This is a genomic window from Mesorhizobium sp. AA22, assembly GCF_001672375.2.
Classification (GTDB): domain Bacteria; phylum Pseudomonadota; class Alphaproteobacteria; order Rhizobiales; family Rhizobiaceae; genus Mesorhizobium; species Mesorhizobium wenxiniae.
In genome coordinates this window covers 2,263,946-2,288,049 of record NZ_CP048406.1, presented here as the reverse complement: position 1 = coordinate 2,288,049, position 24,104 = coordinate 2,263,946, and the positions used below count along the sequence as shown (strand labels likewise).

The 24,104-nt window shown below is 61.4% G+C and carries 23 protein-coding genes and 3 pseudogenes; 18 read left to right on the top strand and 8 right to left on the bottom strand.

Features of this window, described 5'->3' with window-relative positions; all coding sequences use genetic code 11:
• The first annotated feature begins 7 nt into the window (after positions 1 to 7).
• On the top strand, positions 8 to 367 hold the full coding sequence (locus tag A9K68_RS11270; protein WP_156768562.1) for a hypothetical protein: 360 nt from the start codon (positions 8 to 10) through the stop codon (positions 365 to 367).
• Here the strand turns inward: A9K68_RS11270 and A9K68_RS11265 are convergent.
• Complete coding sequence (locus A9K68_RS11265) at positions 349 to 1,278, bottom strand: LysR family transcriptional regulator (RefSeq protein ID WP_065012057.1); 930 nt, start codon at positions 1,276 to 1,278, stop codon at positions 349 to 351. The genes A9K68_RS11270 and A9K68_RS11265 overlap by 19 nt on opposite strands.
• 170 nt (positions 1,279 to 1,448) lie before the next feature.
• On the opposite strand from A9K68_RS11265, the gene A9K68_RS11260 reads away from it, so the two are divergent.
• The 3 genes from A9K68_RS11260 to A9K68_RS31685 are packed head-to-tail and all read left to right on the top strand — an operon-like array spanning position 1,449 to position 3,625.
• Positions 1,449 to 2,231 (top strand): SDR family oxidoreductase, encoded by a 783-nt coding sequence (locus tag A9K68_RS11260; protein WP_065012056.1) that lies wholly within the window; start codon positions 1,449 to 1,451, stop codon positions 2,229 to 2,231.
• Between the two features lie 30 nt (positions 2,232 to 2,261).
• On the top strand, positions 2,262 to 3,329 hold the full coding sequence (locus tag A9K68_RS11255; protein ID WP_065011984.1) for an SDR family oxidoreductase: 1,068 nt from the start codon (positions 2,262 to 2,264) through the stop codon (positions 3,327 to 3,329).
• 53 nt (positions 3,330 to 3,382) lie between these two features.
• Complete coding sequence (locus A9K68_RS31685; protein WP_246811348.1) at positions 3,383 to 3,625, top strand: hypothetical protein; 243 nt, start codon at positions 3,383 to 3,385, stop codon at positions 3,623 to 3,625.
• Between the two features lie 209 nt (positions 3,626 to 3,834).
• Here A9K68_RS31685 and A9K68_RS11245 read toward each other — a convergent pair whose 3' ends face one another.
• Complete coding sequence (locus A9K68_RS11245) at positions 3,835 to 4,134, bottom strand: NifU family protein (RefSeq protein ID WP_065011983.1); 300 nt, start codon at positions 4,132 to 4,134, stop codon at positions 3,835 to 3,837.
• A complete protein-coding gene (locus A9K68_RS11240) occupies positions 4,131 to 5,189 on the bottom strand; it encodes an amidohydrolase family protein (RefSeq protein WP_246811347.1) in 1,059 nt (352 codons plus the stop codon). The genes A9K68_RS11245 and A9K68_RS11240 overlap by 4 nt, the downstream gene beginning before the upstream one ends.
• 131 nt (positions 5,190 to 5,320) lie before the next feature.
• Here A9K68_RS11240 and A9K68_RS11235 point away from each other — a divergent pair, with 131 nt between their 5' ends.
• The 6 genes and pseudogenes from A9K68_RS11235 (at position 5,321) to A9K68_RS11210 (ending at position 11,120) form a co-directional block, all read left to right on the top strand.
• Positions 5,321 to 6,199, top strand: coding sequence for a transketolase (locus A9K68_RS11235; protein WP_065011981.1), 879 nt, complete (start codon positions 5,321 to 5,323; stop codon positions 6,197 to 6,199).
• A gap of 1 nt (position 6,200) precedes the next feature.
• Positions 6,201 to 7,205: a transketolase C-terminal domain-containing protein gene (locus A9K68_RS11230; protein WP_065011980.1), complete on the top strand. Its 1,005-nt coding sequence runs from the start codon at positions 6,201 to 6,203 to the stop codon at positions 7,203 to 7,205.
• 45 nt (positions 7,206 to 7,250) lie between these two features.
• Positions 7,251 to 8,540: an SGNH/GDSL hydrolase family protein gene (locus tag A9K68_RS11225; protein ID WP_082982753.1), complete on the top strand. Its 1,290-nt coding sequence runs from the start codon at positions 7,251 to 7,253 to the stop codon at positions 8,538 to 8,540.
• Between the two features lie 102 nt (positions 8,541 to 8,642).
• Positions 8,643 to 8,876, top strand: a pseudogene (locus tag A9K68_RS11220) (aldehyde dehydrogenase family protein); the annotation flags it as partial.
• A gap of 7 nt (positions 8,877 to 8,883) precedes the next feature.
• Positions 8,884 to 9,788: pseudogene (locus A9K68_RS11215) on the top strand (LysR family transcriptional regulator).
• 820 nt (positions 9,789 to 10,608) lie between these two features.
• Positions 10,609 to 11,120, top strand: a pseudogene (locus A9K68_RS11210) (hypothetical protein).
• 62 nt (positions 11,121 to 11,182) lie between these two features.
• Here the strand turns inward: A9K68_RS11210 and A9K68_RS11205 are convergent.
• Positions 11,183 to 12,154: a DUF3137 domain-containing protein gene (locus A9K68_RS11205; protein WP_065012055.1), complete on the bottom strand. Its 972-nt coding sequence runs from the start codon at positions 12,152 to 12,154 to the stop codon at positions 11,183 to 11,185.
• Positions 12,155 to 12,284: 130 nt separating this feature from the next.
• On the bottom strand, positions 12,285 to 13,325 hold the full coding sequence (locus A9K68_RS11200; RefSeq protein WP_065012054.1) for a CapA family protein: 1,041 nt from the start codon (positions 13,323 to 13,325) through the stop codon (positions 12,285 to 12,287).
• 155 nt (positions 13,326 to 13,480) lie between these two features.
• Between A9K68_RS11200 and A9K68_RS11195 the strand changes: the two genes are divergently transcribed.
• The 3 genes from A9K68_RS11195 (at position 13,481) to A9K68_RS11185 (ending at position 19,853) form a co-directional block, all read left to right on the top strand.
• Positions 13,481 to 14,731: a hypothetical protein gene (locus tag A9K68_RS11195; protein ID WP_065011977.1), complete on the top strand. Its 1,251-nt coding sequence runs from the start codon at positions 13,481 to 13,483 to the stop codon at positions 14,729 to 14,731.
• A gap of 112 nt (positions 14,732 to 14,843) precedes the next feature.
• Positions 14,844 to 17,891, top strand: a complete 3,048-nt coding sequence (gene uvrB, locus A9K68_RS11190) for an excinuclease ABC subunit UvrB (protein ID WP_065011976.1) — start codon at positions 14,844 to 14,846, stop codon at positions 17,889 to 17,891.
• A 432-nt stretch (positions 17,892 to 18,323) separates the two neighbouring features.
• The gene (locus A9K68_RS11185; RefSeq protein WP_065012053.1) at positions 18,324 to 19,853 is read left to right on the top strand and encodes an ABC-F family ATP-binding cassette domain-containing protein; all 1,530 of its coding nucleotides are present in this window, start codon (positions 18,324 to 18,326) and stop codon (positions 19,851 to 19,853) included.
• 313 nt (positions 19,854 to 20,166) lie between these two features.
• Here A9K68_RS11185 and A9K68_RS32250 read toward each other — a convergent pair whose 3' ends face one another.
• The gene (locus A9K68_RS32250; RefSeq protein ID WP_281409499.1) at positions 20,167 to 20,298 is read right to left on the bottom strand and encodes a hypothetical protein; all 132 of its coding nucleotides are present in this window, start codon (positions 20,296 to 20,298) and stop codon (positions 20,167 to 20,169) included.
• On the opposite strand from A9K68_RS32250, the gene A9K68_RS31680 reads away from it, so the two are divergent.
• The 4 genes from A9K68_RS31680 to A9K68_RS11170 all read left to right on the top strand — a co-directional run bounded on the left by A9K68_RS31680 (position 20,264) and on the right by A9K68_RS11170 (position 21,592).
• A complete protein-coding gene (locus A9K68_RS31680) occupies positions 20,264 to 20,389 on the top strand; it encodes a hypothetical protein (RefSeq protein WP_348640713.1) in 126 nt (41 codons plus the stop codon). The two genes, A9K68_RS32250 and A9K68_RS31680, sit on opposite strands and share 35 nt — an antisense overlap.
• A gap of 125 nt (positions 20,390 to 20,514) precedes the next feature.
• The gene (locus A9K68_RS31295) at positions 20,515 to 20,688 is read left to right on the top strand and encodes a hypothetical protein (protein WP_082982752.1); all 174 of its coding nucleotides are present in this window, start codon (positions 20,515 to 20,517) and stop codon (positions 20,686 to 20,688) included.
• 111 nt (positions 20,689 to 20,799) lie between these two features.
• Entirely contained in the window at positions 20,800 to 21,228 is a 429-nt protein-coding gene (locus A9K68_RS11175; RefSeq protein ID WP_065011975.1) for a glyoxalase/bleomycin resistance/extradiol dioxygenase family protein, read from the top strand.
• A 10-nt stretch (positions 21,229 to 21,238) separates the two neighbouring features.
• The gene (locus A9K68_RS11170; protein WP_029350007.1) at positions 21,239 to 21,592 is read left to right on the top strand and encodes a DUF1428 domain-containing protein; all 354 of its coding nucleotides are present in this window, start codon (positions 21,239 to 21,241) and stop codon (positions 21,590 to 21,592) included.
• 12 nt (positions 21,593 to 21,604) lie between these two features.
• On the opposite strand, the gene A9K68_RS11165 is transcribed toward A9K68_RS11170, so the two are convergent.
• Together A9K68_RS11165 and A9K68_RS11160 are read right to left on the bottom strand one after the other, a co-directional pair.
• Positions 21,605 to 23,239, bottom strand: coding sequence for a tetratricopeptide repeat-containing sulfotransferase family protein (locus tag A9K68_RS11165; RefSeq protein WP_065011974.1), 1,635 nt, complete (start codon positions 23,237 to 23,239; stop codon positions 21,605 to 21,607).
• Positions 23,240 to 23,400: 161 nt separating this feature from the next.
• The gene (locus tag A9K68_RS11160; RefSeq protein ID WP_065012052.1) at positions 23,401 to 23,667 is read right to left on the bottom strand and encodes a DUF1488 domain-containing protein; all 267 of its coding nucleotides are present in this window, start codon (positions 23,665 to 23,667) and stop codon (positions 23,401 to 23,403) included.
• Between the two features lie 18 nt (positions 23,668 to 23,685).
• On the opposite strand from A9K68_RS11160, the gene A9K68_RS11155 reads away from it, so the two are divergent.
• Positions 23,686 to 23,994 (top strand): hypothetical protein, encoded by a 309-nt coding sequence (locus A9K68_RS11155; RefSeq protein WP_156768561.1) that lies wholly within the window; start codon positions 23,686 to 23,688, stop codon positions 23,992 to 23,994.
• Positions 23,995 to 24,104: the final 110 nt, after the last annotated feature.

Below are 24,104 nucleotides of genomic sequence, written 5' to 3'. Positions count from 1 at the left end.
GGAGGAATTGGCCGACAGCCTTCGGAACGGATGCGTCGGCCGCCAGATTGTCATGGAGAATGTCCGTGCAAGGATCTGGCGGGCAAGGCTCGAACCAAACGAGCGTATGGCATTTCACTGTCATACGCTCGACTACTGTTGGATAGCCTTGAGCGACGGCGTGCTTCAATCGCGCCATGCATCCGGCCGCACTGACCGTTACGAGTTGGTCGATGGCACGGTTTATTTCCAGCGCGTTCCAAAGGACGAGCCGCACGTCAGGGACCTGGAGAATGTTGGAAATGCGGCGCTTGGGTTCATGGTCGTGGAGTTCCTGGACAGTGCCAACCCGCCTCTGCCGGTGCCCAATCACGTTCGACTGAGGTAGCGATCCCGGCGGTGCCGGAGCGCTTGGACCACGAAGTCGATAAAGACACGTATCCGGTTCGCTAGATGCGCGTGGTCGACGTAGAGGGCGTGGATCGGCTCGAGGTCACCCGGGTTGTAATCTTCCAGCACCGAAACCAGGCGCCCAGCCTCAATGTCCGGCAGAATGTGAAAGTCGGAGAGGCGCGCCAGGCCGAGTCCGGCAAGCGCCATCTGACGCATCGTCTCTCCGTTGTCGACTCGTATGTTCCCATTTACCGGCTGGTCAAGACGATCGGCGCCTTCCGGCCCCTTGCGCTCGAATGGCCACACGTCGAGGCTGCGTCGTATGTTGAAATTCAGGCAATTGTGGTTGACCAGATCGCTCGGGCTGCCGGGCTCACCAAAGCGAGCGATGTATCGGGGTGCGGCAACGACATGTCGTGCGCTTTCCAGAAGTCTTCGTGCCTTGAGAGCGGAATCGGCAAGTACGCCGGTCCTTATAGCAACGTCCGCGCGTTCGTAGATGAGATCGACCGGAAGATCAGTCTGGACAAGGTCCAGCGTCACGCCCGGATGCCGTTCCAGAAAATCCGGTACTATCGGCAACAGGTAGTGCTGCGCGAACGGAATGTTGCAGTTTACCCTCAAGATTCCTCGCACCTCCTCCGCGGTCTGGGTGACCAGCCTCTCAGACTGCTCGATCTCGCTCACGATCTTCTGTGCACGATCGTAGAACGCCTCTCCTTCGGCGGTTAGTGTCAGACCGCGCGTCGAACGGACCATCAGGGAAACGCCGAGCCTATCTTCAAGCCGTGAAATCAGCTTGCTGATGGCGGAGGGGCTTAGGCGCAGGGCCCGGGCGGTTACCGAGAAATTGCCGAACTCGACAACACGAACAAAGACTTCCATCTCCCCGCCGCGGTTTATCATTGCGTTTTCCTCCCGACCGCGCATTCCCGCGATGCTGGTCCACTTATGAATTTTCGTCAAGTTTGTTTCGACATAATTGACGGATGTTCACAGTCGCATCTCGTGCGAATGTCCGACGAAACAGCGACGACGGCGAAGGCGACAGTTCGCAACCTACGGAAGGAACCGCAATGGACTTCGGCGTCACAGGTAAGGTCACCATCGTGACCGGAGGGAGTTCGGGTATCGGGCTTGCGACTGCCCGCGTCTTTCATCAGGAGGGCGCAACGGTGGTCATAAATGGGCGTGACGAGGACCGCCTGAATGCGGCGGTGACCGCGATTGGACCCAATGCGCATGGGGTCGTGGCGGATCTGACCACACCCGACGGCGCGAAAAAGCTGCACGACTTCGCGACTGGATTTGGCCCTGTCGAGATTCTCATCAACAACATCGGCCGCTTCGATGTCGAGGACTTTCAAGCCATTTCCGACGAGCGTTGGCATGAGTATTTCGATACCAACCTAATGACTGGCGTTCGCATTACACGGCCGGTCTTCAGCGAGATGCTTCAGCGCAATTCAGGAAGCGTCATCTTCATCGCATCCGAGGCCGCAGTGCGGTCAATTCCCTTCATGGTCCACTACTCGGTGACCAAGACGGCCCAGCTGGGGCTCGCCCGTGCGCTCGCCGAAATGACGCGAGGCACAAATGTTCGTGTTAATGCTTACCTGCCCGGTCCTACAGCCACCGACAGCGTCAAGGCGTATTTCCAAGGTATCGCAAAGGATCGCGGAATCGGCTTCGACGACGTTGTCAGGGGCTTTTTTGAAAAAGACCAGCCGGGCTCCCTGATTCAACGTCTCATCGATCCCGAACAGCATGGACGTGCGATCCTGCAGCTCGCAACGAATTGGGCGATGAACGGAACAGCGCAGCGAGCGGACGGCGGCGCGATCCACTCGATTCTTTAGCGCACGCACCGTCAATTTAGGAAAAATTACATGTACCAGAAACGCGCCCTCGTTGTCGGTTCGACGGGAATAGTTGGTTTGAACGTAGCTGAACACCTGCGCGATCTGGGCGGGTGGGACATACATGGCCTCTCGCGTCGCCCGCCCGCCGGCTCTTCCTACATGAAGAGCCTAAAAGTGGATCTTCTGGACTGTGACAGCGCGCTCAAAGCGCTGGCCGATCTGGAGCCGACGCATATCTACTATTGCACCTGGACGCGAGGCGCCAATGAGGACGAGAACATCCGCCTCAACAGTGCGATGCTGCGCACGGTGCTGGATGCGTTCGTTGGCAAACGCTGCGTGCAACATGTGGCGGTTGTCACCGGCACGAAGCACTACCTCGGTCCGTTCGAGAACTACGCGAACAACACACCGGTAACGCCATTCCGGGAGACCGCCCCCCGGCTACCGCAGAAGAACTTCTACTACGCGCTCGAGGACGTGGCGATGCAGTATGCGGCAGAACACGGTTTCGGCTGGTCCGTGCACAGGTCGCACACAATCATTGGCTATGCCGTCGGCAACCTGATGAACATCGGTGCGACCTTGGCAACCCACGCCTCCATCTGCAAGGCGAGCGGCCAGCCCTTCATTTTTCCCGGCCATCCGACAGCATATCGCGGGTTCAACGACATCACGGACGCTCGCTTGCTGGCAAAGCAGGTCGTGTGGGCCTCCATGGAGCCCAATGCGCGCAACGAAGCGTTCAACGCGGCAAATGGCGATGTATTCCGCTGGAAACAGCTTTGGTCGGTGATTGCCGGCTATTTCGGGATCGAGCCGGCGGAGTACCCCGAGCGATACAATTCACTGGAAGAGCAGATGGCCGGATTCGGATCCGCCTGGGATGGATTGGTCAAGGAGCATAAGCTCCAGCCCTATGCACTCAGCGAACTCGCCTCGCCCTGGCACGCGGACCTCGACCTTGGCCGCCCGATGGAGTGCGTGAACTCGATGGCGAAGAGCCGCGCCCTGGGCTTCATGGAATATCAGGACACGGAGCAGTCCTTCATCGACGTTTTCGACCGGCTGCGCCGTGAGCGCGTCATACCCTAAGGCAAGAGCGCTCTCTAGTGCGGAGCGCCGGGCCCGGTGGGCTGAAGGAACTCATGGAAGAAAAATCAATCATTTGCCCCGATCACTGGAGTGAGGCTTTGAAAGCCGAGCTGCGTGCGCAGCTTTCGAACGGTCGTGTGGGACAGCGCCTGGTATCGGAAACCGAGCGGGTGCGGGTCTGGAGCATTCGCCTGGCTCCGGGTGAGCGCTTCGGCTTCCACCGCCATCAGCTCGACTACTTCTGGACGGCGGTCTCGCCCGGACGCTCACGTTCTAACCTGATAACTGAGAAGTAATCGAGACCGAATATGATCCTGGAAGCACGCGCCACTTTGCATTCGGTCCGGGGGACTTTATGGTCCATGACCTAACGAATACCGGTGAGACCGAACTCGTGTTCACGACCGTCGAATTCAAGGGCGGCGCGAACCACCCCCTGCCGCTGTAGACATCCCGGGACAAACGCTCCGGCGTAAGCGGCCAAGGGAAGCCGTGCCGCGGGGTCTCATCTGAACCTTCGGGCGCCCATCAAACGTGCCACACGGTCGAGAGTAGCGGTACTTGCACGCACTTGCGGGCATTCCACTTCGGAAATACCTTCGACCTGCATCAGAATTGAGCGAATGGGGCCGACATAGGTCATCGCCATGTTTGGGCATGCCCTGCATGCACCGGAGAGGCGAACGCTCACCACTCCTTCGTCGCTGATCCGTTCGACCTCGATTTCCCCACCGTGACCGAGGATGAGGGGTCGCACTTTAGCCAGCGCGGCTTCGAGGTCATCAATCGAAAAGGGAGGGGTCATGCAGCCAGGCCCAGTTCCATCTTCTTGGCCTCAATATCGATGCCCATACCCCTGGCGAACGACTTACCGAGGATATCCTCTCTCATGGCTCGCGTGATCTCGGGATAGCCCCACTTCTCTTGAAGCTCTTCGGGCATTTCCAGATTGGCGAGCGTATCGATGTAGGTCTGGACATGCGGCCAGATGAACGCCTCCGAGCCGTAGCACATGCGCTCGGATCCTACGAAGAGCAGCGCTTCGCCAAGCCGGTGCAGCATCTTGTGCGGCTGCAGGAAGTACTGATTGAACCACAAGGGCAGGATGAGATAGACGTTCTCGAGGCGGCTGGCGATCGAGATGGTTTCGTCCACGTAGGGATCGCCTAGGTGATGGATGCCGAAGTTGAGTTCGGGAAAGTCTGCGGCGGCATATTGGATGTCATTCGGGCGAAAAGCCTCAACCGGTCCCAATTCCAGGGGAAAGCCCTTGTGAAATTGGACCATCTTTATGCCGAGATCGATTGCCTTTTCCCATAGCGGATATGCGATGTCCCGATCGTCCGCGCGCCAAGCACAGCCGCGCGATTGATATTGGTAAAACTTGAAGCTGATCGCTCCCAGTTCCTTGGCCTGGCGCTCCATTTCTCGAAGAGCGAAGTCAATTCCGTGATAGACCGGGTCTACTCCGCCGGTCAGGACAATGCGCATGGGATTGGATTGCGCGAGGGCATGGCTGAGCTCGACCGGGCCGAGCCCGGCTCGCCAATGAGAGAACAAAGGCACCGAGCAGGCGCAGGCCATGTCGGTATCGGCCTCCTCGAACAGCATCCGGTTGCCCCAGTCGAGATCGGGATTGGAAAAAGTCTCGACTTCCGGCGGCGGGCCGCGTCGTCCGGTGAGATTGATGAATCCTGTCAGTTGCTCACGCAGTATGCGCACGCGCCGACCATCGCTGCCCGGCTTGATCTGATTGTCGCTGAAATCCTGGCAGTGCACTGCGGCATCAAAAACAAACATACCGTCCTTCACGTTCTTATTCCTCCGCTTTTTGAGGCTCCGCGGGCAAATTTGTCCCACGGCTACCACGACGATGGTGGAGGCTGGTCCGAATAACGGCCACGACTGCTTTGAATTTAATTCACACGGCGGACCCAACTATCCGCGCTATGGAATAGAGCAATTCCCTTGCGAATGGAGAGGCGCCAGCGATGGACGTTGATGCGGCAAAGGCGAGAACGAACGATTTCCGACCGGATGACGCTCGGATCGCCTTGCTCAAAGCCAAGGCAAGACTCAGTCGGCTGGAAACCGTCCGCCTGATCGAAATCGCCAAGGTGGGGCACTATACATCGGCATTTTCTGCTGCCGAGATATTTGCCGTTCTCTACTACGACACCATGCGGCTGCATCCAACTGATCCGAAATGGCCGGATCGCGATCGCTTCATGATGGGCAAAGGACACGCCGCAGTCGGACTTTATCCGATTCTGGCGGATCTCGGATATCTGGCGAAGGAAACGCTCGATCAATACACCCGATTGGGAAATCCGTTAGGCGATCACCCCGACATGACCAAGGTGCCTGCCATCGATTTCAGCTCCGGATCGATCGGGCATGCGCTATCGGCCGGCTGTGGCATGGCCCTGGCGGCGCGGATGCAGCGGCGCGACTACGAAACCTACGTCATGATTGGCGATGGTGAGTTGCAGGAGGGACAGGTCTGGGAGGCGGCTCTGTTCGCGGCGCACAACCGCCTGGGCCGTCTTGTCGGTATAATCGATCGCAATGGCTTTCAGCTTGACGGGTGCGTCGACGACATTATCGGGATCGAGCCGATCCCGGACAAGTGGATCGCCTTCGGTTGGGAAACGCATGTCGTCGATGGACATGATGTGGCTTCGCTAGCAACGCTACTGCGTGCCCTAAAGGCGGACAAGACACGCGAAAAACCAGTCATGATTCTTGCCAATACCGTGAAGGGGAAGGGGGTCTCCTACATGGAAACTGAACCGGGCTGGCATCTGGGCTATCTCGCGCCCGACGACGCAGCGCGTGCGATCGCCGAAATCGAGTCGATGGAGCTTTGAAATGACCCGTCCTCTGTCTGAAGACTCCTGGCAGTATCGCCAACTCAACTCCAAAACGCCCGGGCTCGATTGTTTATCAGACGCTCTCCTGGCGCTGGTATCAGCAGGCGAACCGGTCGTCGCCGGTACCGCCGACCTGCAATACTCCAATGGGCTCTCGAAGTTCGCCCGGATGTGTCCGGAACGGTTCGTGCAGTTCGGGATCTCCGAGCAGAACATGGTCTCCGCGGCAGCGGGCATGGCGGCCGCCGGAATGAAGCCCTACGTTGCCACTTTCGCGTCCTTTCTGGCGTTGCTGTGCTGCGAACAAATCCGCATGGACGTTGCCTACTCCGCTCTGCCGGTGCGGCTGATCGGGCATCATGCCGGAATATCGCTGGGCTTCTATGGCACCTCACATCATGCGACCGAGGACCTCGCCATCACACGTTCGATCGCCGGACTCACTGTTGTCGCTCCTGCTGACGGATCGCAACTCGCCTCCGTGATTGCAGCATCTGCCGATTATCCCGAGCCGGTCTACATGCGCATCCAACGCGGCCGCGATCCGGATGTGTACGAAAGCGGTACGCCATTCGTCTTTGGCAAGGCGATCAAGCATCTCAATGGATCGGACCTTGTCATTGTCGCCTGCGGCTCGACGGTTCATCCAGCATTGCTGGCGGCACGATCGCTGAACGCGAAAGGCTACAGCATTGGTATGATCGACATGGCGACGGTGAAGCCGCTCGACCGCGACGCCGTTCTCGATGCTGCGGCCAACGCCCGAGCTGTCCTGACGGTCGAAGAGCACAATGTGCTTGGCGGGCTCGGGAGTGCAGTCGCCGAGGTGCTCGCCGATGAGGGATTGCCGGTAAAGCTTCGCCGGCACGGCATCTATGACCAGTACAGCCTGATCGCCCCGCCGACACATCTTTATGCGCACTACAAGCTCGACGCTGCCGGCATCGAAGAGATTGCTCGGCAGCTTGCCGAAAGCGGCAATCGACAGCCGATCGTTTCGTAAGCGATCGGAAAGACGACTCCATGCAAAGTTTCTGGAAGGATTAACATGTCTTTGAAGACCAGTGTGTGTGCGACATCGGCTAAGGCGATACGCTTGGGATCAATCGTTGCCGTTGCCGCGTCTGCCATTGCCCTGTCGTCACCCAACGCAGCTGTCGCCGCGGGCTCGACATGGGTGAAATCATGGACTGCGAGCCCACAGCCCACCTGGGACGGGGACTTCCCCTTGCCGACCCTTCTACCGTTTAACCTCTGGAACCAAACCGTCCGTCAGAAGGTGCGCGTGAGCCTGGGCGGAGACAAGCTGCGCATTGTCCTGTCCAACGAGTATGGCAAAGCCCCCCTGGTCATTGAGTCCGTTCATGTTGCGCTAACAGGCGCGGGCGGATCGGCGGTCGAAACCAGCACCGACAAGCTGGTTACCTTCAGTGGATCGGAGCGGCTTTCTATCCCCGCGGGGGCACCAGCCATCAGCGATCCGGTTGAGCTGAATGTACCGGCCCGCGGCGATGTCGTCGTTTCGATCTTTGTCGCCGATCCAACGCCAATAGACACCTTTCATTGGGATGCTGAGGAAACTGGCTATATTGGACCCGGAAATCAGGTGGAGAACGCCTCGATCGATCAACCGACGGAGACGACCACACGCCTCTTCCTCAGCGACGTGTTTGTCGAGGCGCCTGCACACACCAGGGCGGTGGTCGCTTTCGGCGACTCCATCACTGACGGCGCCGCCTCCGGCCTGGGCCTCAATTCCCGATGGCCGGATTTTCTGGCAGAGAACCTTGCTCCAGACAATGTGGCAGTCCTGAACGCAGGCATTTCGGGTGCACGCCTGCTCAACACGCAAATGGGCGAAAACGCTATGGCCCGCTTCTTCCGGGACGTGCTGAGCGTGCCCAATCTGGAAACCGTCATTGTGCTAATAGGCATCAACGATATCGCGTGGCCGGGGCAGGCATTTGGCCCGGACGATCCATTCCTTTCCAGGGAGCAGATAGTCGCTGGCTATCGCCAGCTTATCGCGATGGCCCATGCGCATAACCTGCGTATAGTGGCCGGGACTCTCACACCATTCCAGGATGCCCTGAAGGGCAGTCCACTTGAGGGATACTACAGCCTCAAGCGAGACGAATTGCGTCAAGAGATCAATAACTGGATACGCGCCAGCGACGAGTTCGACGCGGTGGTCGATTTGGACAAGCTTCTGGCAGATCCCGAAAATCCGGTTGCCATCCGCGCTGATCTGCAAGCCGATCACCTGCACCTGTCGCCAAAGGGAAACAAGGTGGTCGCCGATACCCTGACAGCGGCCGTTCTCTTTAGCGGTGAATGACGGCAGAGAAGTCGACTGCTCGACGGTCGCGCCGGTCCGTCCGTGACTGCCGATGCGGCCGCACAATGACGATCCTTCTCTGGTCGACAGCGCGCACCTCGTTACACCGGCGATCGTGGCCGGGCGTTCCGCGTCATGGAAGGGCTGAAATACGGCATGGTCGGGGTCAATGAAGGTCGCATCACCACGGTCGAGGCGCCGTTCGGCGGCGTCAAGGAGTCCGGCCTCGGCAAGGAAGGCGGCCATCAGGACATGGAAGACTATCTCGACACCAAGTATGTCTGCATCGGCGGCCTCGGTGTTCGACAGAATTCTGGCGCAATACCTTCGACTTGAGGTCAGTATGGGACGGCCGGAGGTCAATCGGTCTGGCGAGATGGAAGTTTTCACGCGGGTCGTCGAACTCGGGGGGTTCTCGTCCGCGGCTCGAGCCTGTCGAATGGCCCCCTCGGCCGTGAGCAAGCTTATCGCTCGCTTGGAATCGCGCCTTGGCGTGCGCCTCATCAACAGATCGACCCGCAGTTTTCAACTACATTTGAAGGATCCAGCTTCTATCAACGCAGCCTCTGCATCCTCGCCGATCTTGAAGAAGCCGAGCGCAACGTAGCGTCCGGCGAACACCCTGTAGGGCGTGTCCGATTGAACACGCCCCCGTCTTTCGGGATACACATCCTTGCGCCGCTAGTGCCCGAATTTTTGGCGAGTTACCCGAAACTCGCATTGGATATCGTGCAGTCCGATGAGGCGTCCGACGCCGCAGTGGGATCGTTTGATGCTGCTGTACTCGCCAGTGTTCGGGGAGCCCCTGGTTTCATCGCGAACGAATTGGGAGCGGCCAGGATGAAGATCGTTGCCGCACCGTCTTATTTGGATCGCTTCGGAAGGCCGAAGGAGATCGAAGATTTGAAGACCCACTGCATACTCGACCTTGTCCATTCGGTCCCGAACCAACGGTGGTCCTTCCGGGTGGACGGTTACACGATCACAGTGCCGATCGACGCGCGGGTGCGAGCAAGCGATTCCGAGACCCTTCGCCACCTTGCAATCGGAGGAACTGGACTGGCGCGACTCGCCGATTTCACGGTCAAGCTAGATATAGCCGAGGGACGACTGCTCTCAATTCTCGACGAGTTCTGCCCGGAAGATCGTGAAGTATTCCGTGTTGCCGGCATTGACCGGGATGGTCCCCAGTCGATCCGCGCTCGTGCGATGTTGGACTTTCTGGCTGAGAAGGCGCGCGTATCGTAGCTATAGCTAAGGTTGAGGGCGATTGGTCCCCGATAATCCCGCTATCCACAGGCTCGTGGCTGTTTCGCCAGACGCTTATCCCCCGTATGTTAAACCCATCTCAGGCGGCTACCGATCGCCAAGTCGAAGGGCAAAGCGAAACGGCGGATTTCCTGAGGCCCGTACGGCTCCGAATGAAGGCAGGCTTGCCTGTTTTGAGGAGGGATGCCGAGACCTACGGGGCCGCGGAAAGCGTGCGAACGCCTACGGCGGACCGATGCTGCCATGAAGGACGGCAAAAACCTTCGATGGCGCGCTGGACGAAGCTCGCAAGGGTGGAGACTGGCGAGGTCCCGAACGGACGCTGCCCTCGGGCGGTGGCTGGCAGGACCGTCAACATCAAGGCCGGCATGGCGCGACGTCTTTACGGAAGTTGCTGCCGCGACCGTGTCCTGATCTGACAGGGAGGCGCTGGGAGAAATCCCGGCGCCGACTGTCTTTCATGGCCATCCCCGCGATGTTGTTGGCGCGGCTTCAGCGTACGCCGGACACCTTGGCCGAGCGCGATCTGCGGTGCCGAGGGCACGATCTTCATCATCAGGCGCAATCGAGTTGCACTCCGTTCTGCCGGCAGTGATGAAGGCAGGCGCCACGCTTGAGCACGTCTGCGACTACTGATGAAGTTCGGCCACAGGCGGAACTCCTGAAACCTTCTCTTGTACTTCACCACGCACATTCCACAATCGCGGCCAAATCCCGCCTTGATCTACGGCAATTGGTGAACGCACCAGCGCCGCACGTCCTTGTAGCACTCGCCAAGGCAATTCGAAGGGACAAGACCGTGATTAAGACCACCCTTGTCGCCATGACCATCGTCGGCTGCGACTGCGATGCCAGGCTTTGCGAGTATATCGGCGAGACGCCGGCCAAGTGGTCGACCATCGCCGATTGCGAAGCAGCGATAAAAAGCCAGATGTCGCACGCGCGCAATTTCAACTACCCGCTCGTGTCCGGCATCTGCCGCACGACGCAGACCTCGTCGCGGCTTGCCGCGACCGGCTCGACGGTTGAGTTGGCGGTGGCAGCGCAGACCGCCACCGACCCACTCCCGTCCGAATTGAGCCGTCGGCCCAGCGTTGCTGTCGGGTCGCAGGCAACAGCCACGGAAACAGAGGCTGCCAGGCCGGTCGCCTTTGAAGCGCCGCGGTCGATGGCGGACGCTCGGTGCTGTATCGCACGAAGAACGGTTACGCCTTGGTCAAAACCGACCTTGGCCGCGCCGCATCCGCGACCCTCGGAATGGCCAAGCGGTCGGCGAACTGGCTGGCGGCGAAAATGCCGAACGGTTTGTAAGCGCCCTCAGGCGATGCCGCTCAGCGCCTTGATCGCAGCCGACGATGGCTGAACGTCAGCGGCTAACCCGCCGCCTTGTCCTTTGCGCCGATCTTGCGCACCAGCGCCGCCGTTGCCAGCATCGCGCCCATATCTGATATCATCGGCGCGACATGCTTGGCGTAGTCTAGCGGCACCGATTTATCAGGCAGGTCGAAGAAGTCCTTCGTTTGCGGCAACAGTAGAAAACCGTCGCCGCCATTGAGCGCAACCCGCGCCGGATCATCAGGCCAGGTCTCGCTGAGCCATGTCAGCGCCTGCGCCAGGCGGCCACTCACCAGCGGCTGCGCCGCCTCGACATTGTCGGTGCGGAAGTCGTAGGCGGCATCGAGCTCGGGCACGCCGCATGATAATTCCTGCATTTTGCTGGCGAACATGCCGCGGAAGAACCCGACGGCCACGTCAGTCCGGCGGGCGGCCACCAATATGCCGGGGAACGGCACGATGGTCTCGAAGGCGACGACGATCCCCTTGAATGCTATCGTGCCGCTCTTGCCCGTGCCTTGCCGGAGATCGGCTTCGTAAAGCTCGAACGGAAATCCCTCGTAGCGGCCGGATACGATGTCGTCGAAGCGCTTGCTGTTAAAAGTGCCGATCGTCTCGCGCGGCAGCCGGTCGAACGAATTCGGCGTTACCTCATGCTGGTACCGCATATCCTCAATGAAACCGAAGATGATCGGCAACAGCGTTTTGCGGAACGATTGCTTCAAGGTGCTCGCCGGCTTGATCGCCTGGAAATAGAGCAGGATCGCCGCCACGAACCCGACGACATAGAGCAGCACATGCGGCGTCGAGAACCATCGTTCGTATGGATCGGCGACCGTGTTGAAAAGCCAGGCCACCAGCGCCACGAATACCAGCAGCAGGGAGATGAACAGCGGCACCCGCCAGCGGACTTGCCGGTAGGCCGCAGCCCTTCCGACCTCATAGGCCTCGAGATTCCTTTTGATGCCGGCGATGTCAGCTTCATCAGGCATGAAATCCGCTGCTTCCATCGCCATCCCACCGTCGAAAGACCGAACACCAGCTCGGACAATAGCCGATTTTGCCGAAAGTCGCGCGACTACAGCGTTGGGATGGTGGTGAGGCCACACGATTCATCCGAGCACCAGTCAACTATGGCTATCAATTCCCGTTACCAAAAACCGCAACGAAACGGGCCGTAACCTTTTGCCTTAATGCGCCCTCCAGCGCCTCAACGGGAACCAGCCGCTCATGGTCGCCGGCGCGCAGCCGCATGAAGGGATGCAGCCGGTAGGCGGCAATGGCGCCACGCGTGCCGGCGTCAGCGCTGATATCGGCGGTCAGGATGCCCCCGATGCGGCCGGGCCACGGCTGGCGCGCAAAGGCGGTGCCTAGAAAATCGCCGAGCCCATAGGCGACGAGCGCCTTGCCGATCCGCTCCACCGGCTGCACGACATGGGCATGATGGCCAGCAATCAACCCGACGCCTTGCGCGGCCAAATGCCGTGCCAATGCCCGCGTTGCGGCCTGTGGAAAATGCCGGAATTCCCAATCCCAATGTGGCACCGCACAGGTGAGGTCGACGGCGGCGCCGCGCGGCCATCGTGCCGGGTCGGCTTGCATCGACACACGGCCCGCGAACGCCGCCGCGCCGGCATTGCGCCACAGCGTGAAGGCGGCAAAGCCAATCGTCAGCGGTCCGACCGCAAGGCGCTCGACCGGACCGCCGGCGGCGGTACCGATGCTGCGGATACCGAGACGGGTCAGCGCCGCCACGGTCTCGTCGAAACCCTCGACGCCTTGGTCGAGCACATGGTTGTTGGCGAGCGACAAAACCAGCTTCTCGCGCGAGATACCGGCGGCCGCCAGCGCCTCGGCGAGAAACCGCTCGGTCATGGCATGATGGGTGCCAAGCTTCGTTCCCGTCGTCGCGCTCGGCCGCTCCACCACCGGGCTTTCGCAATTGCCGATTACCAGATCGGCGGAGCCGAGCAACATAGCGATCGCCGGGTCGCATTGCGGCGCTCTGCGATTGGCCACCGCCGAGATATCGCCGACGAAAGCGAGCCGCACCGTCCGCGCCGGCGGCGGCACCATCGTCGCTGCGGCTGCCGGCGCAAAGCCTTGTTGATCGCCGCTGAGCGAGGGCTTCAAGAAGCGTGGCAGCCAAGACAATTTGTAGGAAAACGGATAGTTTGACACGCGCAGCCTGCACCGGGATGAACGGCCACGGTAGACGATGCGCACGATATAGCGAAGCGCCTCCGTTCGGAATCGTGCTGCCAGATGCCCCGCAGTAGGCGTAACACACAAGATGCGTATATGGTTGCCGCCGAACGGCATACCGGAGGACCAAGATGACGCGATTTTCGAGCCTGCTGGCATCCGCCCTTATTCTGCTGCTGCCGGTTTCTTCCGCCGGGGCCGCAGCGCCCGAACCGGCCGCCCTGTTCGAGGCAAAAACCGTAGCGGACCGCGACAGCACCCTTACTGCGCTGGAAGCCGCCGCACCCACTGATCCCGCGTCGGCTTACGCCGCCGGAGCCGGCCAATTCTTCACCGGGCTGGAGATCCTGGCCGGCGGCTTGCACCGCCACGGTTTCGAAAGCCCGCAATCATTCATACTGCCGCTGATGCGGCTGCCGGTCCCAGACAATCCCAATCCCGAGCCGCTGACCTACGACGGCTTCCGCGCCATCCTGGTCGCCTTCCGCGATCGGCTGGAAAAGTCCGCCGCCACGCTTGGATCCGTGCCTGCCGATGCCGCCATCGGCATGGAGGTCGACCTCACCCGTCTCGGCATCGATCTCAACGAGGATGGCCAGATCGCGCCGGACGAAAGTGCCGCCGCGATCATGGCATCCCTGTCACGTGGCGGTGCGCCAGACCCGGCCCCACCCGCCCTCACCTTTCGCTTCGACCGAGCCGACGGCTATTGGCTGCAGGGCTATGCCGAATTCCTGATGGCGCAGGCGGATTTCTGGCTGGCGCATGATTTCAGGAACGCCTTCGACGGTTCGTTCCACATGCTGTTTCCGCGCGCCAAACTGCCGCTGCAGGACACGCTCGTTCCGCCGGACGGCGGCATGAGCGGCGGCATGTTGTCGTCCGAATGGCGCATCGCCGACTTCATCTCGCTGGTTCATCTGGTCAACTGGCCGGTCGTCGAACCGGAGCGCCGGCAGGCGGCAGGCCGCCATCTCATTGAGATGATCCGGCTGTCGCGCGAGGACTGGAAGGCGATCCGCGCCGAGACCGACAACGACCGTGAATGGCTGCCCGGCCCGCAACAGAAAGGCGCCAGCCCGCTCACCGGCCTGGAGGTCGGCGAGGAGCAGGTCCACGCCTGGCACGCCGCGCTTGATTTGGCTGAGGACCTGCTCGACGGCCGCACCTTGCTGCCGCATTTCCGCTTCGCCGACAAAGGCATCAATATGAAGCGCTTCTTCGACGAACCAAAGCCCTTCGACCTGGTGCTGTCGATCACCGGCCCGGCCATCGCGCCCTATCTCGAGAGCGGAAAGATCCTCACCAGCGAGGAGTTCGACCAGATCCAGCGCCAGTTTGGCGGCGCCGGATTTTTGACATTTGCGCTGTGGTTCAACTGAGGGCGCGTTTTGACATCGCTCCTGACACCCTTGTGTCAGCAGTTTGGTTTCGTCTCGCGCCCCTCGCCACTCCGCTCTTTCCATTTTGGCCGATACCTCCCATATTTGGGGCATGGCCAAACCTCCTGATAAAAACACGCCGTCGCCGGCGCGTGACGATCGCGCTTCGCCGCCCAAGCGGCGCAGTCCGCTGACCGATTTCCTTGATGCGTCGGAGCCGCTGCACAAGGGCGGTTTTGCCGAGGCGCCGCAGACCGAGTTTTCAGGCACGCCGCTGACCGGCTCGATCGCGGATTGGGCCGAGCAGATCGAGCAGGAAGCGGAGAAGGAAGGGCGGCAAGTCGGTGCCGACAAAAATGGCGGCAAGGACGGCCGCAAATCGCCGAAGACGGCGAAAAAAATCCCCGAACGCTCCTCCTCCCCCGGCCGCACGGCACGCGGCACCTCGATGGGCGGCGCGGCTTCGGCCAGAGAACGCGCCGCGGCCGGCCTCAACCCTGTCGCCGGCCTCGATGTTTCGCTCGAGGAGGCCGAGACCATGGCCTCCGGCGGCGTCACCGCCACGGTGGCGGCGCTCTCGGCGCTAATCGAATCCGGCAACCCCTTGCACAAGGATGGCGTGCTGTGGACGCCACACCGCCCGGCCCGACCCGAAAAATCCGAAGGCGGCATCGCCATCAAGATGGTGTCGGATTTCGAGCCGGCCGGCGACCAGCCGACGGCGATCAAGGACCTTGTCGAAGGCGTCAACGACAACGACCGCACCCAGGTGCTGCTCGGCGTCACCGGCTCGGGAAAAACTTTCACCATGGCCAAGGTGATCGAGGAGACGCAGCGCCCTGCTTTGATCCTTGCCCCCAACAAGACGCTGGCTGCGCAGCTCTATTCCGAGTTCAAGAAATTCTTCCCGGAAAACGCCGTCGAGTACTTCGTCTCCTACTACGACTACTACCAGCCGGAAGCTTACGTCCCGCGCACGGATACCTTCATCGAGAAGGAATCCTCGATCAACGAGCAGATCGACCGCATGCGCCACTCGGCGACGCGCTCGCTGCTGGAGCGCGACGATGTCATCATCGTCGCCTCGGTGTCCTGCATCTACGGTATCGGCTCGGTCGAGACATACACGGCGATGACCTTCCAGATGCAGATCGGCGACCGGCTCGACCAGCGCGCACTGCTCGCCGACCTCGTCGCCCAGCAGTACAAGCGCCAGGATATCAATTTCGTGCGCGGCTCGTTCCGCGTGCGCGGCGACACGATCGAGATCTTTCCGGCCCACCTTGAGGACCGCGCCTGGCGCATCTCGCTGTTCGGCGACGAGATCGAGGCGATCACCGAGTTCGACCCGCTGACCGGCCAGAGGACCGGCGAGTTGAAGAGCGTCAAGATCTACGCCAATTCGCACTATGTCACGCCGCGCCCGACGTTGAACCAGGCCATCAAGTCGATCAGGGAAGAGCTCAAGCACCGGCTGGTCGAACTCGAACGGGCCGGCCGCCTGCTTGAGGCGCAGCGGCTGGAGCAGCGCACCCGCTTCGACCTCGAGATGCTGGAAGCCACCGGCTCCTGTGCCGGCATCGAGAACTATTCGCGCTATCTCACCGGCCGCCAGCCCGGCGATCCGCCGCCGACCCTGTTCGAATACATCCCCGACAATGCGCTGGTTTTCATCGACGAAAGCCATGTCACCGTGCCGCAGATCGGCGGCATGTATCGCGGCGACTTCCGCCGCAAGGCGACGCTGGCCGAATACGGTTTCCGTCTGCCGTCCTGCATGGACAACAGGCCGCTGCGCTTCGAGGAATGGGACGCCATGCGCCCGCTTTCCGTCGCGGTTTCGGCGACGCCCGGCGGCTGGGAGATGGAGCAGTCCGGCGGCGTCTTTGCCGAACAGGTCATCCGCCCGACCGGCCTGATCGATCCGCCGGTCGAGGTGCGCCCGGCCAAGACCCAGGTCGATGATGTCGTCGGCGAAATCCGCGAGACCACCAAGGCCGGCTACCGCACGCTGGTCACCGTGCTGACCAAGCGCATGGCCGAGGACCTGACCGAATATTTGCACGAGCAGGGCATTCGCGTCCGCTACATGCACTCCGACATCGACACGCTGGAGCGCATCGAGATCCTGCGCGATCTGCGTCTCGGCGCCTTCGACGCGCTGGTCGGCATCAACCTTTTGCGCGAAGGCCTCGACATCCCCGAATGCGGCTTCGTTGCCATTCTTGATGCAGACAAGGAGGGCTTCCTGCGCTCCGAAACGTCGCTGATCCAGACCATCGGCCGCGCCGCGCGCAATGTCGACGGCAAGGTCATCCTCTACGCCGACCAGGTCACCGGCTCGATGGAACGGGCGATGGCCGAGACCAACCGCCGTCGCGAGAAGCAGATGGAGTGGAACGCGGCCAACGGCATCACCCCGGAATCGGTCAAGTCGCGCATCTCCGACATCCTGGACTCGGTCTACGAAAAGGACCACGTCCGCGCCGACATCTCGCAGTTCACCGATAGCGCCGGCGCGATGATGGGCAACAATCTGAAAGCCCATCTCGACGCGATGGACAAGCAGATGCGTGACGCCGCTGCCAACCTCGACTTCGAGAAGGCGGCCCGCATCCGCGACGAGATCAAGCGGCTGCGCGAGATGGAGCTGTCCATCTCCGACGATCCGCTGGCCAAATATGCCGACATGGAAAGCCCGGTCTCGGGCCGCGAAAAGGGCAAGCACAACAAAGGCCGCGCCATCCACCGCACGGTCGACAATGACGGCAAGAGTCTCTTCCGCAAGCCGCATCTCGACGAGATGGGCGCCGACGGTGCGGTGCCGGTCAAGAAGCCGCTCTTCGCAAAGCCTTCGCTCGACGCCATGGGCCCGGGCACCGACATGCCGACCCCCGCTGGCGCGGTATCGCGCTCGCTGTTCAAGAAACAGTCGGCGCAAGAGGCGCACGGCTCCGACTTCGGTATCCCAGGCGACTCGACCAAGCCGCTGTTCAAGAAGAATTCGCTGGACGAGATGACGGTGCGACGGACCGAGAAGCCCGTTGAGGGCGACAAGCCAGTCAAGCGCGAACGTGCCGGCATCGGCTCCTACGAAAACCCCGCCGATGCCCGTCGTGAGAAGCGCCGACCCGGCAAGACCGGGCGGCCGGGACGGTAGGTAGCTTCCCTTCTCCCCTTGTGGGAGAAGGTGGATCGGCGCGTAGCGCCGAGACGGTTGAGGGGTGCTGGACGGATCGCCGTCGGTGCTTAGCTGGAACACCCCTCATCCGACCGCTTCGCGGCCACCTTCTCCCACAAGGGGAGAAGGGGGAGCAGGACCCCTTGCCATCGACCCTGCCCTTGGTGTAGCCAGTTTCCACTCAAAACGTCTTGAAAGGAGGGCTGCGTGACTTTCGACCACCACCGTCAGCGCGGCCCTGTCTGTGCCCTGCGAGCTTGCTTGCAGGGCTGATCAGAGACGGTCCGGGTTCTCCCGCTTCGATTTTCTTGGTCTGCTCTTCGTGGTGCCGCAACGCCGATTTTGAAGGCAAGCGCACCGTCAAAGTGCATCGAACCGGAACCTCCCTCCGGGCAGACCAGAGAAACCAAGATGGCCCTGATCAGCCTAAAATCCCTCGGCGTCACCATGAGTGCGCCGCTCTTTTCCAACCTTGATCTCACCATCGGCACCGGCGACCGCCTCGGCATCGTTGCTGCCAACGGGCGCGGCAAGTCCACTTTGCTGAAGTGCCTGACCGGCGAAATGGAGCCGACATCAGGCGACATCACCCGCACGCGCGGCCTGCGCGTCGGCTATGTCGAGCAAGCCGTTCCCGCAGCATTGGCCGGGCACGGCTTTCAGCGGGTGGTGGCCGACGCCTTGCCGGCCGAGCAGGCTGAAAGCGAGCAATGGCGCGTCGACGTGGTTCTGGATTCACTCGACATACCGCAGCCGATGCGCGAGCGGCCGATGCGGGCATTGAGCGGCGGCTGGCAAAGGCTGGCGCTGATCGCCCGCGTCTGGGTCACCGATCCGGACGTCCTGCTTCTCGACGAGCCGACCAACCATCTCGACCTCGCCAAGATCAGCCAACTCGAGACCTGGCTGAACACGCTGCCGCGCGAAGTGCCGGTGGTGATCGCCAGCCACGACCGGGCCTTCCTCGACGCAACGACCAACCGGACGCTGTTCCTGCGCCCAGAACAATCGCCAGTGTTCTCGCTGCCCTATTCCAAGGCACGCGATGCGTTGAGCGAAGTCGACGCCTCGACCGAGCGCAAATTCCAGCGTGACATGAAGGTGGCGCAGCAATTGCGCCGGCAGGCGGCCAAGCTTAGCAACATCGGCATCAATTCGGGCAGCGACCTGCTGACGGTCAAGACCAAGCAGCTCAACCAGCGCGCCCAACGCCTCGAGGAGGTCGCAGCACCGGCGCACCGCGAAAAATCGGCGGGCGCGATAAAGCTCGCCAATCGCGGCACCCATGCCAAGGTGCTGATCACGCTCGACGACCTGGCGGTCGAAACGCCTGACGGAACGCTGCTGTTCAGGACCGGCAAGCGCCATATCTGCCAGGGCGACCGCATCGTCCTGCTCGGCCGCAATGGTGTCGGCAAGTCGCGGCTGATCAGCCTGATCAGAAATGCCATCATCGAGCCGGAGACGGCAGTGCAAGGCGTGAAGGTGACGCCGTCGACGGTGCTCGGCTACAGCGACCAGGCGCTGTCGGGCATCAGCGCCGAAGACACGCCGCTGGCGATGCTCTCGCGCAGCTTCGATGTCGGCGAGCAGCGCGCACGCTCGCTGCTGGCGGGTGCAGGCGTCAGCATCGACATGCAGGAGCGCAGGATCGGCGTCCTGTCGGGCGGGCAGAAGGCGCGGCTGATGATGCTGGCGCTCAGGCTCGCCAATCCCAATTTTTATCTGCTCGACGAGCCGACCAACCATCTCGACATCGACGGCCAGGAAGCACTGGAAACGGAACTGCTGGCCCATCAGGCAAGCTGTGTGCTGGCCTCGCACGACCGCTCCTTCATCAGGGCGATCGGCAACCGCTTCTGGCTGATCGAGAAGCGGCGGCTGGCCGAGATCGACAGCCCGGAGGATTTCTTTCGATCGGTGGCTGAGGGGAATGGCTGAGGAAAGCCACGCATCTGCCGGGCCGGCATTCAAGGTGCTGCCGGCCCACGCTTCCCCGCGAGCCGAAAAAGGCGCATCCCGAGGTCTCGCAAACCGAGGAGGAAAACGGTCATGTGGCGCGGACGTCGTCAAGAACCTGTATGATACCTATGCAAAACGTGACATCGAGGGCGCGCTGGTCGACTGCGCCGATGATATTGTCTTCCGCTGGGTCGCCGAACCGGCGCAGTCGCGCTATGCCGGGATGGCCAAGGTAAGCAGGAGTTCCTTGCCCGGCTTTTGGCGCTGGACGACGATTTCGAATACCGGCGCTTCATCCGGTCGAGATCATCGACAGCGGCGACAAGGTTGCGGCGCAGGTCGAGATCATCGACGGCGGCGACAAGGTTGCGGCGCAGGTCGAGATCCACATGACACGCCGAACCACCGGCGAGGAGTTTGTCATGTGCACCGCCGATTTCTGGACGCTACGCGACGGCAAAATCATCGAGATGGTGGAGTATTACGACACCGCTCTGGCCGCGTCCGTCATCTGAGACGTATCCCGACTGAATAAGGCCCTGCGACAGAAAATTCTCCGCGATCTGTCGGATCATGGCCGCGCGCCACGTCCTCGGGATGCCGACACGGTGATGCCGGCGCCAATCGAGGAGAAAGCATCATGTCTATACTGTCATCCGTAGGTCGCATCGCGACCCGTTACTCGGCGGCTCGCGCCCGCTACCGCAGCGAGCGCGCCCTCCTTTCGTTGCCGATCGAACTGCGCAAGGACATCGGCTGGCCGGAAATCGTCGTCGACGCACAGAACAGCCCGCGGATTGGCCTGGCTCCTTGACAAGGGCCGACCGTCGCACGGTCGGCATTAAAAAAACGCATCGGCCATGTAGGATCGCCGCTGCCCCATTCGTCCTGTGGTTCGCAATGCCCAACCAGAGAGGAGCAAGAGATGAACGATCAGCCCCAAACCCAATCTGCCGCGAAAGTCCTCGGCGGATTGACGCCCTACCTTCAGCTGGACGGCGCCTTCAAGGCTTCGGAATTCTATCAGAAGGCGTTCGGCGCCGAGCAGGTCTTCTTCTATCCGCCGGACGAGCAGGGCCGGACGATGCACATCCATCTCCATATCAACGGTTCGACCTTGATGATTTCCGACTTCTATCCCGAGCACGGAATGGCCGCGGTGAAGCCACAGGGCTTCACCATGCAGCTGCATCTCGGCAGCGACGACATCGACGCCTGGTGGAAGCGGGCCGTCGATGCCGGCTGCGAGGTCGTCATGCCGCTCCAGGTGATGTTCTGGGGTGACCAGTGGGGCAATATGCGCGACCCGTTCGGCGTCGAGTGGGCGATGAACGCGCCGGTGAAGAAGGCATAGGAGAAGCACGATGTCCTATGTCGATGGTTTCGTTCTCGCGGTACCCAAGGCAAATCTCGATGCTTACAAGAAAATGGCTCAGATGGGCGGCACTGTCTGGATGGAGCATGGCGCGCTCGCCTATGTCGAATGCATCGGCGACGACGTGCCCTATGGCGAGCTCACTTCGTTCCCGCGCGCCGTGCAGGCCAAGGACGACGAGATCGTCGTCTTCTCCTGGGTCGTCTATGAATCGCGGCAGAGCCGCGATGCGGTGATGGCCAAAGTGATGGCCGATCCGCGCCTGAACGGCGACTTGTCGACGATGCCATTCGACGGCAAGCGCATGATCTTCGGCGGCTTTCAGCCGTTCATCGAGTTGTAGGCCGGCAACGCATTACGCTAGGCGGTCGAGCAGCGGCTTGAGCCGGTCGCCATAGCGTTTCCACAGATCGACCGAGCCCTGGTACATCGGCTGGCGCACCTGCGCCGCCGACGCCGTGCGCACCGGCCGGTCGGTCTCGTGGAACGACAGCACCGCATCGTCCCATGGCAGGCCGAGATGGGCGATGAACGCCCGCGTCTGCCCTTCCTGGTCGGCGACGAAATCCTCGTAGCGCACATCATGCACGACATCAGGCAGAACGGTGCGCCAATGCGCCATCATATCGGTGTAGAGATTGTGGAAATCGGCGAGCTCGCTGAGGTCGTAGCCGTAGCGGTGGCTGTCGCCGCGGAAATGCACCTTGTAGATCGACAGGCATGTCGCCGCCGCATCGCGCACGCAATGAATGATCTTGGCCTTGGGCAGCATCAGATGGATGAAGCCTACCAATAGGAAATTGCCGAGCATCTTGTCGGTGACGTGCCGGAAACCCGGATAGCGGGCGTGCAGCAGGTCTAGGTAGGCCTGGCCTGCCTCGGCATAGGCCTTGTCGGGCATGTCGGCGATGCCCCAGGGAAAGCCGCCCTTCATACCAGGCGGAAACTGCTTGCCGAGCGCCGTCTTCAATATGCCGAGCTCACCGGCGCCATAGACCTGCGGATGGCTGGCGATGATCTGCTCGACCAGCGTGCTGCCGGAGCGCGGCATGCCGACGACGAAGATGGGCGTATCGTCGGCGATCCCGCTCGGTCTGTGCTTGTCGAAGAAGGGCTTGTCGAACACCGCCTTCATCGCCTCGAACTCGGCGCGTGTCTTGGCCGCATCGTAGTCGATGCCCATACGGCGAATCGCATTGCCTTCGGCGAAATAATCGAAGGCACGGCCATAATCCTTCAAATCGTCATTGGCCTTGCCGAGGCCGAAGGAAAGCTGCATGCGCGCCACGCTGCCTTCCGGGGCCTTGGCGTGCTGCGCCTCCATCCCGGCAAGCTCGGCGTCGCGCTCCTGCTGGCGCTTGACCTGGGTGAGCATCAGCCAGGCCCTGGCCATGCCGGGATCGACCGCCAGCGCCTGCCGGAAATGCTCCGCCGCCTCTCCGAGGCTGCCCTTCTCCATCAGCCCGACGCCCAGACCGTGCAGCAAATCGGCGTCCTTCGGCCGAATTGCCAGTGCTTCGCGGAAGACGGCAAGCGCCTCGTCGAGCTGCCCAGCCTCCTGCAGCGTTTCGGCAAGCCCAATTCGGGCGCGGACATGGAACGGGTTGCGACCGATGGTGCCGCGATAAATCTCCTCCGCGCCCTCGAACTGTCCGAGCTGCTTAAGCGAGGAGCCGAGATTGTCGCGCGCCGCAAGCTGGTCCGGCCGCAGCGCCACCGCGCCACGGAAGAAATCGACGGCTGCACCGACACGGCCGAGGTCGCGCATCACCGTGCCGAGATTGTTGAGGAAATCTGGATTCTTGGGCTGCAGGCGCACCGACTGTTCGAGGAGGTCGAGTCCTTCGGCGCTGCGCCCGGTCTGGTGCAGCAGCAAACCGAGGAAATGTGCTGCCGCTGCGTGATTGGCCTTTTGCGCCAGCACCTGCCGATAGAGCATCTCGGCTTCTTGCCGGCGGCCGGCCTGATGCAATTGCAGCGCCTGCTGCACGCGCTGGTCGAGCCCTAGCGGCGGCTGTCCGCCTGAGCCGAAATTGGCGCCCGCGCCTGCCGGTCTTCTCGGATCTCTGTTGATGGGAAACCTGCCATGTTTTGTCCGCCTGCCGCGATCTAGGCCATCGGCGCGGCAGGTTCAAGGGTTCGCAGGCCAGCTTACCGGAAATCGGCCTGGGTTAGCACATACATGTTCTTGCGACCGTGCGAATAGGCTTCGCGCGCAACATCCTGGATCGACGAACGCTTCGCATCGAAGGCGCTGAGATACTCGGCTTCCGCTCCACTGGTGGCCGGACTTGCCGCCGAAAGCGCTGCAATCTCCACAAAGAACGGCACTTCGAACATGCCGTCATGGCCGACGAAACGAATGCGCTTGGCCGCCGCGTCATAGGAGCGGCTGCGGTTGGGAAAATTCAGCGTCATGATCGAGCTCCTCAGCGCATGACCGAACCGCAGGTTGGAAGAAGGATCATGCAAATCAAAGTAGTACAGCGCCGTTTGCGCGTCCAAAAGGACGCGCAAACGCGCTGTCAGATCAGACGGTTGGTCTCCGCAACCTGTCTGGCCCGCCGCACCGTGCCGTCGGTGTCGGCGATCTTTCGCCTTGCTGCCTCGTCACCTCGTATCGTCAGACGCGCCGACATGACTTTCGCAGGCCCGACGGTCGGCTTGACGATGGGATTGACTGTTACGGTTACGCCACTCGGGGTATTTACAGAGATGATGAAATTTTCCTTTCAAACGAAATAAAGCATAGATGCCGGTACAAAAGTTACGGCGACCTCTCAGATATTTTCAGAAAGCTCTTGAGTAATATCAGCATTCTACAAATAATTATAGAGAGCGAATTTTGTCGGTGG